Source organism: Pseudomonas sp. 25 R 14 (genome assembly GCF_900004755.1).
Classification (GTDB): Bacteria; Pseudomonadota; Gammaproteobacteria; order Pseudomonadales; family Pseudomonadaceae; genus Aquipseudomonas; species Aquipseudomonas brenneri.
The window spans coordinates 167,910-181,468 of record NZ_CVTS01000038.1 but is presented as its reverse complement, the minus strand read 5'-3'; the positions used below and the strand labels follow the sequence as shown (position 1 = coordinate 181,468).

The following is a 13,559-nucleotide window of genomic DNA, read 5'->3' as shown; positions in this document are numbered from 1 at the left end:
CGGCGGGGCTTTTCCTTTCCCTAAACCCACCATCCCCTGTAGGAGGTATGGCGTTTAGAAGTAGTACGGGAATTTCAGGCTGAAGGTGAAATCAGGCGCGTCATCGGTCATGCCGATAGCCAGGTTGGGCACGATGGTCAGGTTCTCACTGGCGGCAATGGTCATGCCGACGTTGAAGTAGCCGGCGTTGGCGTCGCTGGAGACAATCGACTGCCAGTCACCGCCATCAGGCTTGAGCTTGCTCTTGCGCTGAATCAGGTCAGATACCGAGAACGACATACTCATGCGCTCGTTCAAGGCAAACGCCACGCCTACGCCAAATTGGAAACTGTCGCCCAGGCGCACCTTGCCACCGACCTTCTGGTTGACGTCACTGCTGATATCGTCAAACGAATCTTCGAAGTTATGAGTGTAGGAAAGGCTGCCGAACAGCACTGCCGGATCGAAGGTCTTGACCAGGGATATCCCAGGGGTTATCGACCAGACACCGTTACCGGTTGGCAGGTTCTCCGGTACAAACAGGTTGTCGTTGGCCGTTGAGCGCACCAGCTTGATCCCGAAGGGTTCCTTGCCGGTGGGGGCCTTGACGCGCACTGAGACCACGGCATCGGGCATCGTCGGTGATTCGTCGAGGAATTTGTAGGCAATCCCGAAGTTGACGTCGCCGATGGTTGGATCACGGCTCACCGACTCTTCTGAGGTCGCTTGCGGGTCACCACCACTGGCCCCACCAGACTGGTAGGTCGACTCGCGGTAGACCACCGGAACGTTAACGTCGAACTGCCAGCGGTTATCAAGGTTGTAGCGGCCCGTCAGGTCCAAGGTCCAGTTATCTGCCTTGATACGGTCCAGGTTGATATTGCCCAGGAAAATCGAGTCCAGCGCGAGAAAACCATTGAGGGTCAATTGACGGGCGTCATAGCGTGCGTAGGTAATGCCGGTTTCAAAACTGAATTTGCCGTTACCGAAGAAACCGCTGGCTTCGTTATACAAGTTGCTGACACTTTGCGCTGGCGCCGAATCATCCTTGAGCGATTGCCCGTAGGAGCTGCCGCCTGTGGCTCCACCCGTACCGCCGCTGGCGGCCACGGTGCTGCCACTTTGCTTGAAGTCGGCTGGCGATTTGGCCAGGCGTTTGGGCGCCGGGGTTGCTGGCTGGTCTTCCACCTGGCGCACCCGTTGTTCCAGGACTGCCAGGGCTTTTTGCTGGACTTCGTAGCGCTGCTTGAGCTCCAGAAGTTCTTGTTTGAGGGTTTCTATGTCCGCGTCTGGTGCTGCGTACAACATACTCGCTGGCAAGAGCGTACTTAAACAGACAACGGCACGTAGTGATAACGATCGATGCATGAAATAAGCCGTCCTTTTCTAATGCGGAAGTGTCGAGGGTCAGCGTAGTTCAATAACCGAGCGTGCGTAGGCCTTTGAGTTGATCCAGGTTGCAGTTCAATGCGCCCGCGTTCAGACCATTGTTGCCTAGCACCACATTGAGCTGCGTCATGTTGTTGACGAAGTTACTGTTGCCTTGCAAAACCGTGCCTTGCAGTACATTGCCGCCACCGATCTGCTGCAGGGCGCTCCCCTGATTGTTATTGGCTTGGATGGCCATCTGCACGCCGCCATTGTTGGCCGAAACACTGACTCGACCGGCCGCACTGTCGGTCGTGAAGGAGCCGCCCGCCATCAACGCATGCCCCGACTGCGCCACGTTGGCCGGTGACAGGCCGTTTTCACTGACATTGATCCCGACGTTGTTATAGGCCGTATTGCCATCGCCGGCGGCGCGTACGGTTTGGGTCACGCCCTGGCCACTGCCCAGGCCGGCGCCACCCACGACAGTGCCGGTGCCAGGGTCGCGATTGGTACCGCTGCCGACTGAGCCGGTGGACTGCACATAGAATTGCGGGGTGATGGTGGCGGAGTCGATGTGCATATTGGCGTTCACCGTACTGGTGTCGCCAGCGGCGTTGGTCCAGGTGGTGCTCATGACAATGCCGAAGCTGACAATTCGCCCTGGCATCACGAAACGGCCGCGCAGTTCAGCCAGTTCCGAGTCTTTCATTTCGATGGGCTTGAACGCTGAGGAAGCATAGGCAGGCATCGAGGCTGCCAGGCACAGGACCGTAAGCCAACGATAAGTGTTCATGTTTTGCTCCTGGAGCTTCCTGCTCCTTATCGCGCTTCTAGAAGAAATCGCTCTGGATAAAACCGAAGTCCATCAGCTCTGCATCGCCCACGGGCCGGAACTCGTTCATTTTGGTCTTGGCGGTCAATGGTGTGGGAGGATCGAGCAGGGCGTTGGTCTTGTCATAGCCCTCACCCAACACGGCAAACACCACACCGTTCCAGCCTTTGACAAAGTCGTCCCGTGCATAGCGTTTATTGCCCAGGACAGGGTCACCGATATAGACCCAGTCTTTTTCGGCACGCTGCATCACGACGAAGTGCTTATAGCCACGGATCTCCACTAACACCACCACAGGGATTTTCACGGTCAGCAGGGTGTCCGGGCCGATTTTGTAGCCCCTGGCACGCATGCCGATGCTTTCGAGGTAGCGTTTCATGTCGAGCATGGAGAAACCCTGGGTACGTACCAGGTCCTGGTCAGCGTTGACCAGCATGCCCTTGATGACGTGTTCTTCATCAACGTCCATCCAATAGGCTTGGCGCAGGATGGTGGCCAGTGCTGCCGCACCACAGCTGAAATCGGTTTTTTGTTCCACCAGGTTAGCGAACCGGCGTTCGCGGATGCTCTCGACCTTCTTGAAAATCACTGCACCGCCGGGCATGGCGGAAATAGCCATTTGCCCTGCCCAGGAAGGGCCAGCAAGCAGTAATAGAAGGGTGAGGGTCGCGAGGCGCATGATCGGATGACCTGTTGGACACGGAAATAAAAAAGGGCCTTGTTGCCAAGGCCCGATTGCATCAGAAGCGTACGCCGCTACCCGCTGCGCAGACGGTGCAGCCGCTGCCGAGGGAGAGAGTGTTGCTCTGCTGGTTGCCAATGCCTGCAGCCACGTTGACGCCGATGTTGCCAGAGGCGTTGTTGGCCGAGTGGTTCAGGCTGGCGTTGTTGACGACATAAGAGGCTTGGCCATTGCCATTGCCGTTGCCGTTGCCGTTGCCATTGCCGTTGCCGTTGCCGTTGCCATTGCCGTTGCCGTTGCCGTTGCCATTGCCATTGCCGTTGCCATTGCCATTACCGAAGCTGTTGCCGTTGTTGCCATTACCGGTAGAGGCAGTATTGAGGAACTCGTTATCCACCGAGGTTTGCACGGTGTTCGAGGCTGCGGCGACGTTGTTGCCGTCTGCAACCACAATCGCCAGGTTGTTTTTCTGCTGGTTGCCTTGACCGGCGGCGACGTTGACACCCACGTTGCCGGAACTGTTGTTGGCCGAGTTGTTCAGCGAGGCATTGTTTTGCACGCCCTTGCTTTCGAAGTCGTTCTGTTTGCTTTGCTGATCGACATCGACCAGGGCGAAAACCAGGTTTGAATCGTCAGCGCTGCTGGTGATTGCTGCGGCGTTATCTTGCTGGTTGCCGGAGCCAGCGGCGACGTTGCCACCCAGGTTGCCGTTGCTGCGGTTCAACGAGTGGTTGGCCGAGGCATTGTTGGTGGTTTTGGTGTCATCGAACTTGTTGTCTTTGCTGATTTGGGTGTCCGTGACGACGGCGGCTACGGTGCCGGTGGGTGCAGGGGTTGGGTACCACTTGTTAGCGTCAGCTTGTACAGCAACAGCCATGAGCGCAGCCAGAGCAAAAACCAGTGGTTTGAGAGCCATTGTAGGTTTCATGGTGTATCTCCTTGCTTCTAATTAGTTGGTTAAGTGTTGGTACGGTCTAACAAACACCTATCAAGTCGTTACTTGATAGTGATACCGAGGGTGTTAGCCATTCGGTTCCCCACCCCTGCACTCTGATTCACCTGTACCACTCCACGGCTGCCGGTGAAGGCCTGGTCGCTGGTAACGACCTGGCGGCTGCCAGTGGTAGAGGAGGACCTTGAGTCTGGTAACAGCGTCGTGTTCTGTTGCGACAAGACGCTGTCATCGATGCTTTGCGGGCCAGGATTGATACTGATCCGCACCGCATTGATCATCTGGTTATTGGCCCCGGCCGACTGGTTGACGCCCAGTACACCGTTGCCATTGCTGAAAGAGGTTCCCTGGATCGCCGTGTTGGCGTTGAGGGAAGGGTCGGCCTTGCCGTCGAGCTTCTGTATGAGCACAGTGCTGGCTTGACCGCCGACTGTGATGCTCCGGCTGTTGATCTGTTGTTGCTGATTGCCGGCGGCCTGGTTGACCGAAATAACGCCGGTGTATTGTTTGCCGGAGTTGTCGATGAGCGCTTCGTGACCGTCGCCGGCCATTGCGCAAGAGCAACTGAACAGTGCAGGGATCAGCCATGAGCGATTCATTACTGAGCCCCCATCATGCTGCCGATGTTGTTCAGGGGGGCCAGGCCACGTTCAATCGTGCCGCTGATCTGGCCACCCAGGCTGTTCCCGCCGCCATGACTCGCAGCTGCGCCAGTGCCCAAGCCAGCCGAATTGGTGCCCAGAGTGTTGCTCAGGCCGGGGAGTTCGCCGTTTGGCAGGATCGTGCGGGTAATGCCGGAACCGCTACTCAGGCCTGCAAAATCGCTATCGCTGAGTTCGCCGGTAGCACGCTGAATCTGACTGCTTGGGTTGGCATTCACTGTGGTTGGATAAGGGTCGGGACCAAAGGCTGGGCGACCAACGTGGAAACCTTGAACATTGCGCCCGGTCACGATGATGCCGTCTCCCGCAAAAGCGCTCACGCTCACACTGGCGCTGAGTACACAGCTGATCAGCAGTAGGCTCAGTGAGCCTGGATTGAGAGTCGCCACGGCAGCATTCCTTGTTTTTTAACGCTGACCCTAAACAGCGTTGCAAGGAAGAGAGCAGAAGCTGTGCCGCTTTTTATATTGGCTGGTTATTCAACAGCTTGGGATTATGTGCGAGGTGCCTGTGGGCAGGGTGTATCAGGCATGAAACAGGATGGCGGCCAATGAGCTGCGCCAGGCTTGGGCCCGGGGTGTTTCAGGGCTGAAACACTTGTGATGACGAAACGATGAACCCGCAGCCACTGGGCTGCTGCGCGGTGAGGGGTGTTTCAAAAGTGGACAAGGCGTTGCGAACGATAGCCGTGCCACCGCAGTACGCGGTAGTCACGGCTCTTGATCAGGTCTTGGGAGTTTTGCGCGGGATTGAATTGAGTACGGTGTTGCCGTCCTGGTTCTGAGTCAGGTAGACCGGCAGCACGTTGGGCAGGGAGGACACCAGATGGGTGACTTCATGGATATCGTAGATCCCGCCAATGCGAATATTCCCGGTGCCCGTATCGGCCAGCATCACCGGTTTGCTCAAGTAACGGTTGATCAGTGGCAAGGCATCCACCAGTGGCAGATTGTCGAGAATCAACTTGCCGGTGCGCCAGGCCAGCGCCGGGTCATGGGGGGAGAAGGCCTGTAATTGCGGTTGCGCGTCCCCCAGGTTGTAACTGGCCTGCATTCCGGGCGTCAGGCTCAGGCCGCTGTGGCTGGCGTCGCTGGTGATTTTTACCGAGCCTTCCAGCAACATCACCCGTACTTGATCGTCATACTTCCAGACGTTGAACTGGGTGCCCGTCACCCGGATTTGCCCCGTGCCGGCGCGCACCACAAACGGGTGTGCGAGGTCATGGCTGACCTTGAAGAACGCTTCACCTTTTTTCAGCGTGGCCCGGCGCTCATCCTTGTAGTTGCTGTAGACCAGCTCGGTGCCCAGGTTCAGCTCAACTTCACTGCCATCAGTCAGCGTCACGTGGCGCAGGCCACTGGTGGCTTCGTAATGCTCATAAGAGCTGGGCAGCCAACCGGCCTCCCAACTGGTGAAGGCGGCCAGTGGCAACGCCACCAGGGAAATGGCGGCGGCGACTGCATAGGTGCGCCAGCGGCTCGGTGGTGTGACCCGCACAACCGGCGGTGGTGCTTCGCTGGTGCGCGGCAAGTGGTCGGCAACATCCCAGATTTCCAGCATGGCGGCATATTCGAAGGCATGCAGAGGGTGCGCATCGTGCCACTGTTCGAAAGCCTGCCGTTCTGCCACGGTGCAATCAAAAGCGTGCAGACGCATACACCAATGCGCGGCGGCATCGGTGACTGCATCATATTCGGCTTCTGAAAGGGGCTGTTCGGTCATTGGTGCTTCCTGATTTCCTACATTCTAACCTTCCCGGCGTGGTGCCGAGAACAGCCATCATGGCGAATGAGCATCAATGTGGAACTAATTCGGGCTGTAAACACCCTAAAAATCTGGATCTGTAAGTCATTCTCTCTAACGGAGTAAGAAAATGCTGAAGAATACCCTCACTGCCATGCTTGCCACTGCCACCTTGTTCGGCGCTGGCGCCGCCTTGGCCGACAAACCTGGGGCCGGCTGGATCACCATCGAGAAAGCCATCGAAACTGCCAAGACCAAGGCTGGTTACATTGAGGTCTACCAGGCCGAAGCTGACGACAATGGTTATTGGGAAGTCAAAGGTCGCAAGGCTGATGGTAGCGTTTATGAAATCCGCATCGACGGCGCCTCGGGCAATGTGTTGCGCGACCAGAAGGACTGATCCCGATTAGATTCCCTGTGACTGATGGGCATCGGGCTCAACTGACGCCTCAGGTTAGTGATAGGCAACGCCACGGAGTCGGCATTATCCAGGATAGTGCCGACTCGCCTGGCCAGGTTGGTCCTGAACATCCCTCTCGCATTACTCAAATTCATCCCCGCGGCGCAAGTATCTGACCCTTGATGTACTCGGTTTCTGGGGCTGCACCAAAATCACTCCAACTGGAGTCGACGGCATCAGGTGGGCATTAAATAAATAACATCGAAGCCGCGTCGGTGGTTGACAGCTCACTTGTCGCGCGTTGTTAATCAATGGGCCGAATCCAGCAGGCTGTTGCCCCCTCCAATAACAATTCTGGAGCTTCAGATGTCAGCCACGCCCATTACCGCTGCGAACACTTCAATTGTCTTCACGCAACTTGTGACGCTGCTCAAGGCCATTTTCATCCGTCACGGCGCTTCGCCGGATGTTGCCAGCGTACTGGCTGACAACTGCGCCCGCGCTGAACAGGACGGAGCGCACAGCCACGGGGTGTTTCGCATACCCGGCTATGTCTCGACTCTGGACAGCGGCTGGGTCAATGGCCAGGCGGTGCCGGTGGTCGAGGATGTGGCCTCGGGGTTCGTGCGTGTGGATGCCGCCAATGGATTTGCCCAGCCGGCGCTGGCGGCGGCCCGCCCGTTATTGGTGGCAAAAGCCCGCAGTGCTGGGATTGCCGTACTGGCGATTCGTAACTCTCACCACTTTGCTGCCTTGTGGCCGGATGTCGAGCCGTTTGCCGAAGAGGGTTTGGTCGCCCTGAGCGTGGTCAATAGCATGACTTGCGTGGTCCCTCATGGCGCCGATCGGCCCTTGTTCGGCACCAATCCCATCGCGTTCGCGGCGCCACGTGCTGACGGGCCACCGATTGTGTTTGATCTGGCCACCAGCGCAATCGCCCATGGCGATGTCCAGATTGCCGCCCGCAAGGGTGAACGTGTTCCACCGGGCACTGGCGTCGACAGCCTGGGCCAGCCGACCCAGGACCCAAAGGCGATCCTCGAAGGCGGGGCGTTGTTGCCATTTGGCGGGCACAAGGGCTCGGCCTTGTCGATGATGGTGGAGTTGCTGGCAGCCGCGCTGACCGGGGGCAACTTCTCGTTCGAATTCGACTGGTCAAACCATCCCGGCGCCAAGACCCCCTGGACAGGCCAGTTGCTGATCGTGATCGACCCCAGCAAAGCCGCCGGGCAAGACTTTGCCGAGCGCAGCCAGGAACTGGTGCGGCAGATGCATGCGGCAGGGCTGCGACGCTTGCCGGGCGACCGGCGTCATCGCACGCGGGCCAAGGCAGAAGTGGAAGGAATTGTTCTGGACGGTGATGAGCTGGCGCGGTTGCGTAAGTTGGCGCAGGGCTGATGGCCGGGGCGGACTGAGCCGCCCCGGCCGTGGAATCGATCAGTGGCGACGGCCAAGCAGCAGGCCAACCACCAGGCCAAAGCCGGCTGAAATCGCCACGGTCTGCCAAGGGTGGCCACCGATGTAGGTTTCGGTGGCATCCACCACCGGCTTGCTGCGCTCACGCACGCTGGACACCGAGTCCAGGGCCTGCTTGAGCTTGATCGCTACCTGTTCACGCAGGGTTTCACCTTCTTCTCCCACCAGCGATGCGCTGCTTTTGAGCAGTTTGTCCGATTCTTCGATCAGGGCCTGGAGTTCGCTGAACGCCTGGTCCTTGATTTGCTCTTCGACAGCTTGGGCAGCGGTTTTACGGGCCATGGAGTAGCTCCTTGCGGGGTAAGTGGGCAGTGAACAATGGAGTCTTCAAGCACGGCAAAAGTTGCAGTTTTTTTTCGTCAGCTGCCGGGGCAATGAAAAATCCGAATTCGGACCTTTCGACCTACAGTGTAAGATGTCACCTATTTGTGCAGCAGGTAATTCCACATGAGCTTCAATCTGGCCAACAAGCCCCTTGCCGAGCGCGCTGCGCTTGAAGATGAAAAGTCCCGCCTGTATGACTTGTGGCAAAGCAACCTGGGCAAGGCCAAGGGCGAGGGCGCCCGGCTGTTTGGCGAGCGTTCCAAGCGCAAGGGCAAATGGGCCGAATGGGTGCGTTCGGAACTGGACAGCATGTCGCCACCAGAATTTGCCAACATGGTGCGCAGTGAAGTCAACCGCCTGATGGCCGCGAAGTAGGAGCAGCCAGCGCATCCATGTGCCAGTGAACTCCAGGCTGTTTACTTGGGTAAGTCCAACGTGCCGCGATCAACAAAACGCATCGTGCCAAACAACCCACCGGCCAGTTTGCCGCGCAGCACATAGGGCAGGTTGTTCAGACTCTGGGTCTGGCTCAGGCCCAGGGTCTGGCGCAACACCGAAAACGCCGAAACGCTGACTGGCACCATCAGTACGGTCTCGGAAAAACGTGGGATAGATCCCTGTTGATCGCTGACCCCAGAGGCCAGCGGCCGGCCATTGACCTCCAGATCCAGGGCTACACCGTTGTAGTCGATCGCTGTTTCGTTGGGGTTCTGCACCCGCAGCTTGACGGCAAAGCGCACTTCCAGGTCCTGGCTTTGCAGGGGTTCGATCCCGACCACATTGATGTTGACCGGGTCGCGATTGGGAAACAGGGCGCAGGCACTCAGGCTGAGCAATATCAGGGACAGGGTCAGGCCGATCAATCTGCGCATAAGGGTTCCTATTTCGTCGGGTCCGGGTCCTGCATCACTTTGAGGGTCGAGGCTTCCGGATCAAATTCATCTTCTTCCAGTTCCATGAACTCTTCAGGCAGGAAGATGTTCAGCAGGATCGCACAGAATGCACCAACGGTAATCGGCGACTCGAAGATGTTATGCAAGGCCTTGGGCAGTTCGCGCAGCACTTCCGGTACCGCCGCCACGCCCAGGCCCATCCCCAGGGAAATGGCCACGATCAGCACATTGCGCCGATGCAGTCCGGCCTCGGCGAGGATCTTGATCCCGGCCACGGCTACGGTGCCGAACATGATCAGGGTCGCGCCACCCAATACCGGCTTGGGCATCAGTTGCAGCACCGCGCCAATCATCGGGAACAGGCCGAGCAACACCAGTAGGCCGGCGATGAAATACGCCACGTAGCGGCTGGCCACGCCGGTCAACTGGATCACGCCGTTGTTCTGGGCGAAGGTCACCATCGGCAGGCTATTGAAGGTGGCGGCCATGACCGAGTTCAGGCCATCAGCCAGCAGGCCGGACTTGATGCGCTTGATGTACAGCGGGCCTTTGACCGGTTGTTGGGAAATCATCGAGTTGGCTGTCAGATCACCGGCTGCTTCCAGCGGGGAAATCAGGAAGATCACTGCCACCGGGATAAACGCCACCCAGTCAAACGAGAAACCGTACTTGAACGGCACCGGCACGCTGACCAGCGGCACCTGAGGCAATGCCGCCAGGTCGACCCGTCCCAGCCACCAGGCCACGATAAAGCCCAGGGTCAGGCCGATGACAATCGAGCCCAGGCGCAGGAACGGGTTATTGAAGCGGTTGAGCACCACGATGGTCAGCAATACCAGGGCTGCCAGCCCCATATTGCTGGCCGCGCCCAAGTCGGCGGCGCCGTAGCCGCCGGCCATGTCGGTGACGGCGACCTTGATCAGCGACAGGCCCATCAAGGTGATGATGGTGCCGGTGACCACCGGGGTAATCAGCTTGCGCAGCTTGCCGATGAACTGACTGAGCACCACTTCGATAAACGCCGCAAAGAAACAAATGCCGAAGATCGTCGAGAGTATTTCATCAGTGCCGCCGCCTCGCGCCTTGACCATGAATCCGGCACTGAGAATCACGCTGATGAACGAAAAGCTGGTGCCTTGCAGGCACAGCAAGCCAGAGCCCACCGGGCCAAAGCGCCGCGCCTGGACAAAGGTGCCCAGGCCGGAGACGAACAGCGCCATGCTGACCAGGTAGGGCACTTCGCTTTCCAGGCCCAATACACCCCCGACGATCAGGGTCGGGGTAATGATCCCGACAAAGCTGGCGAGCACATGCTGCAGGGCGGCAAACATCGCCGCAGTGAAGTGCGGACGGTCTTCCAGACCATAGATCAGGTCCGATTTGTAACGTGGCTGAGGGGCTTGAGCGTCAGACAAAATACGTGCTCGGGTCAGAAAATGGAGGCGCAGGATGCCAGAAAGCGCCCGCTGTCAAAAGTGTGAAAATATATTTCTCCGATCCATGCAAAAAGCCTCAAGCCGGCCGATACCTCTTATAGGCCCACACAACCTTTATAACAGTGGCGCCGAACAGTCATCTAAGCGCGTTGACGCTAAGTGATCGTGTCGTGGCAAGGACGCTCGCAGTCATCCCTCTTTGAGAGCTTTCCTATGTCCCTTCGTAATCTGAACATCGCACCTCGGGCGTTTCTCGGTTTTGCGTTTATTGCGTTGTTAGTGATTGTTCTGGGGGTGTTTGCCGTCAACCGTATGACGCTGATCCGCCAGGCCTCGCTGGACATGGGCACCAACCAGTTGCCCAGTGTCGGTTACCTGGCCAACATCACCGAGAACGTGTTGCGCCTGCGCATTCTGTCATTCCGTGTCTTGGTCAATCGCGATCCGGTCGCCCTGCAAGAGGCTCAGGTGCGCATCGGGGTCTTGGTCGACAAGGCCCGGCAAGCCCAGGCGGGATATGCCGCGACGCCGGCGGGTGCCGAAGAAGCTGCGTTGTACAAGACCTTTGCGGCCACGCTGGACAACTACCTCAAAGCCCAGGCTGAAATGCTTGCGCTGTCCCAGCAGAACAAGGTCGAGGAGATGCGCGCCTTGATCAACAGTCGCATCAAGGACGGCACGGATCAGATGGGCGAACAGCTCAATAAGTTGATTGCAATCAATGCCGCCGATGCCAAGCAGGCCGGTGAAGACGCCGGTCGCAGCTATAACGATGCGATCAGCGGGATAGTTGTGGTGTCGGTAGTCGCGGCGCTGATGACCGTATTGCTCGCCTGGCTGCTGACGCGCAGCATTGTCACGCCGCTGCGCAAGGCCGTGGCGGCCGCGCAAACCATCTCCAGTGGCGACCTGAGCAAGGTCATCGAGGACGACGGCAAGGACGAGCCCGCCCGCCTGATTGGCGCCCTGGCGACCATGCAGGGTAACTTGCGCCAGACCATCCAGCACATCGCCGGTTCAGCCACGCAACTGGCATCGGCCGCCGAAGAACTCAGTGCGGTAACCGAAGAAGCCTCCAAGGGCTTGCAGCAGCAGAACAATGAAATCGACCAGGCCGCCACGGCTGTCAATGAAATGACCGCCGCCGTAGAAGAGGTGGCGCGCAACGCGGTGTCCACCTCCGAGGCATCGGCCCAGTCGAACCAGGCCGCGCGGGAAGGGCGCGACCGGGTGGTGGAAACCGTGGATGCGATCCAGACCATGACCCAGGACGTGCAGAACACCTCGGTGCTGATCGAAGGCCTGGCCACCCAGGGGCGTGATATCGGCAAGGTGCTGGACGTGATTCGGGCGATTGCCGAGCAAACCAACTTGCTGGCCCTCAACGCGGCGATCGAAGCCGCTCGTGCGGGTGAAGCCGGGCGCGGGTTTGCCGTGGTAGCCGATGAAGTACGGGCCCTGGCTCATCGCACCCAGCAGTCGACCCAGGAGATCGAGAAAATGGTCGCCGGGATCCAGAACGGCACCGGGGACGCGGTGCAGTCCATGCAACAGAGCAACCAGCGCACTCAAAGCACTCTGGAAATGGCCCGCGCCGCTGGTGTGGCGCTGGAGCAGATCACCCAGTCCATCAGCCTGATCAACGAACGCAACCTGGTGATCGCCAGTGCGTCCGAAGAACAGGCCCAGGTATCCCGCGAGGTGGACCGTAACCTGGTGAACATCCGCGACCTGGCCACCCAGTCAGCGGCCGGAGCCAACCAGACCAGCGCCGCCAGTCATGAACTGTCGCGCCTGGCGGTGGACTTGAATGGGATGGTCGCGCGCTTCGTGATCTGATCACATCACGGGTGTGGGAGCGGTATTGGGCAAGCGGCGGCGTCCCTAGGGGTTATCCAGGTCATGCCCCAACGACTGGATAAACAACGAAAACAACTCCGGCTGCGACGAGATATCCAGCTTGGCGTACAGGTGCCGCCGATGCACCTTGACCGTGTCCGGCGAGATACTCAGGCGTTCGGCCATGGCCTTGGACGAAAACCCGCGCAATACCAGGCGGGCGATTTCCAGTTCGCGCTCTGACAGCACGCCACTGCCAAAATGACTCAACGCATCGCGTATCTGGCTGGCCATGGCTTCGCCCGCCGGTGCGCGCTGGGTGCTTTGCTGCCAATGCTGCTGCATCAACGGCAGCACCCACGCCGCCAATAGCGTCAGCAGCCCGGTTTCAGTCGCGGTAAATACCCGCTGCATACCCAGTGACAACGACAAGGTGCCCACCCCGGGCAGTTGCAGGATGAATTGCACTTCATCCTCCAGCACGTTGTCATGGAAGTAATTGAGGAAGTATTCACTCTGGCGGAAATGGTCTGGCGCCACTTCTTCCAGGCGATACACGCCGCTGGCATAACCTTCGCGGCAGGCCTGGAAGAACGGGTCGAGCAAGTACAAACCATTGAGATACACCAGCATCGACGCCGGTTTGCTGGTCGGCTGCGCGTCGTACTCTTCCAGCGCCTGGGGTGGGCCGTCCACCGGGTAGAAGATCGCCAGGGCGTTATCGAAGGCCAGGTTCTGGTGCAGCAACAGCACCAGTTGCTTCCAGAAGCGCTCGGTGCCAATTTGCGACACCGTACGGCCCAGGCCCGCATGCATGCCGATTTCCCGAAACAGGCTCATGTGAAGGGTTCCGATGGCTGAAAGATTGGCCAAGGGTTCGGTTTTTACCCGGCCCCGTCAAGGGGAGTACTCCAATAGGGGAATTGGCCGGCGCAGTGGCAACACCTAAATTCCCTGTAGGAGCGAGCTT

At 58.7% G+C, this 13,559-nt stretch carries 15 protein-coding genes; 4 read left to right on the top strand and 11 right to left on the bottom strand.

The features are described from left to right. Positions 1 to 54: 54 nt before the first annotated feature. The 7 genes from BFQ03_RS10710 to BFQ03_RS10680 form a co-directional block, all read right to left on the bottom strand. Complete coding sequence (locus tag BFQ03_RS10710) at positions 55 to 1,347, bottom strand: hypothetical protein (protein ID WP_032861165.1); 1,293 nt, start codon at positions 1,345 to 1,347, stop codon at positions 55 to 57. A gap of 49 nt (positions 1,348 to 1,396) precedes the next feature. After that, complete coding sequence (locus tag BFQ03_RS10705; protein WP_032861164.1) at positions 1,397 to 2,143, bottom strand: hypothetical protein; 747 nt, start codon at positions 2,141 to 2,143, stop codon at positions 1,397 to 1,399. 37 nt (positions 2,144 to 2,180) lie between these two features. Further along, complete coding sequence (locus BFQ03_RS10700) at positions 2,181 to 2,861, bottom strand: C39 family peptidase (RefSeq protein WP_032861163.1); 681 nt, start codon at positions 2,859 to 2,861, stop codon at positions 2,181 to 2,183. 61 nt (positions 2,862 to 2,922) lie between these two features. Further along, positions 2,923 to 3,792 carry a hypothetical protein gene (locus tag BFQ03_RS30220; protein WP_065943048.1) on the bottom strand — a complete coding sequence of 290 codons (870 nt, stop codon included), beginning with the start codon at positions 3,790 to 3,792 and terminating at the stop codon, positions 2,923 to 2,925. A gap of 68 nt (positions 3,793 to 3,860) precedes the next feature. Then, complete coding sequence (locus tag BFQ03_RS10690) at positions 3,861 to 4,415, bottom strand: hypothetical protein (protein WP_032861161.1); 555 nt, start codon at positions 4,413 to 4,415, stop codon at positions 3,861 to 3,863. Continuing rightward, positions 4,415 to 4,867, bottom strand: coding sequence for a hypothetical protein (locus BFQ03_RS10685; protein ID WP_032861160.1), 453 nt, complete (start codon positions 4,865 to 4,867; stop codon positions 4,415 to 4,417). Before BFQ03_RS10685 ends, BFQ03_RS10690 begins: the two co-directional genes overlap by 1 nt. Positions 4,868 to 5,201: 334 nt before the next feature. Beyond that, entirely contained in the window at positions 5,202 to 6,200 is a 999-nt protein-coding gene (locus tag BFQ03_RS10680; RefSeq protein ID WP_032861158.1) for a FecR family protein, read from the bottom strand. A 151-nt stretch (positions 6,201 to 6,351) separates the two neighbouring features. Here BFQ03_RS10680 and BFQ03_RS10675 point away from each other — a divergent pair, with 151 nt between their 5' ends. Beyond that, entirely contained in the window at positions 6,352 to 6,621 is a 270-nt protein-coding gene (locus BFQ03_RS10675; RefSeq protein ID WP_032861157.1) for a PepSY domain-containing protein, read from the top strand. Positions 6,622 to 6,987: 366 nt separating this feature from the next. Beyond that, positions 6,988 to 8,019 carry an Ldh family oxidoreductase gene (locus tag BFQ03_RS10670; RefSeq protein WP_032861156.1) on the top strand — a complete coding sequence of 344 codons (1,032 nt, stop codon included), beginning with the start codon at positions 6,988 to 6,990 and terminating at the stop codon, positions 8,017 to 8,019. Between the two features lie 39 nt (positions 8,020 to 8,058). Here the strand turns inward: BFQ03_RS10670 and BFQ03_RS10665 are convergent, their stop codons facing one another. After that, positions 8,059 to 8,379, bottom strand: a complete 321-nt coding sequence (locus BFQ03_RS10665; protein ID WP_032861155.1) for an ElaB/YgaM/YqjD family protein — start codon at positions 8,377 to 8,379, stop codon at positions 8,059 to 8,061. 165 nt (positions 8,380 to 8,544) lie between these two features. On the opposite strand from BFQ03_RS10665, the gene BFQ03_RS10660 reads away from it, so the two are divergent. Next, positions 8,545 to 8,796: a hypothetical protein gene (locus BFQ03_RS10660; protein WP_032861154.1), complete on the top strand. Its 252-nt coding sequence runs from the start codon at positions 8,545 to 8,547 to the stop codon at positions 8,794 to 8,796. A gap of 41 nt (positions 8,797 to 8,837) precedes the next feature. On the opposite strand, the gene BFQ03_RS10655 is transcribed toward BFQ03_RS10660, so the two are convergent. Both BFQ03_RS10655 and BFQ03_RS10650 read right to left on the bottom strand, forming a co-directional pair. Next, a complete protein-coding gene (locus BFQ03_RS10655; RefSeq protein ID WP_032861153.1) occupies positions 8,838 to 9,293 on the bottom strand; it encodes an LEA/WHy family protein in 456 nt (151 codons plus the stop codon). 8 nt (positions 9,294 to 9,301) lie between these two features. After that, a complete protein-coding gene (locus BFQ03_RS10650) occupies positions 9,302 to 10,729 on the bottom strand; it encodes a nucleobase:cation symporter-2 family protein (RefSeq protein ID WP_032861152.1) in 1,428 nt (475 codons plus the stop codon). A gap of 234 nt (positions 10,730 to 10,963) precedes the next feature. Between BFQ03_RS10650 and BFQ03_RS10645 the strand changes: the two genes are divergently transcribed. Next, positions 10,964 to 12,589 (top strand): methyl-accepting chemotaxis protein, encoded by a 1,626-nt coding sequence (locus tag BFQ03_RS10645; protein WP_032861151.1) that lies wholly within the window; start codon positions 10,964 to 10,966, stop codon positions 12,587 to 12,589. A gap of 45 nt (positions 12,590 to 12,634) precedes the next feature. On the opposite strand, the gene BFQ03_RS10640 is transcribed toward BFQ03_RS10645, so the two are convergent. Then, complete coding sequence (locus BFQ03_RS10640) at positions 12,635 to 13,429, bottom strand: helix-turn-helix transcriptional regulator (RefSeq protein ID WP_032861150.1); 795 nt, start codon at positions 13,427 to 13,429, stop codon at positions 12,635 to 12,637. Between the last annotated feature and the right edge of the window lie 130 nt (positions 13,430 to 13,559).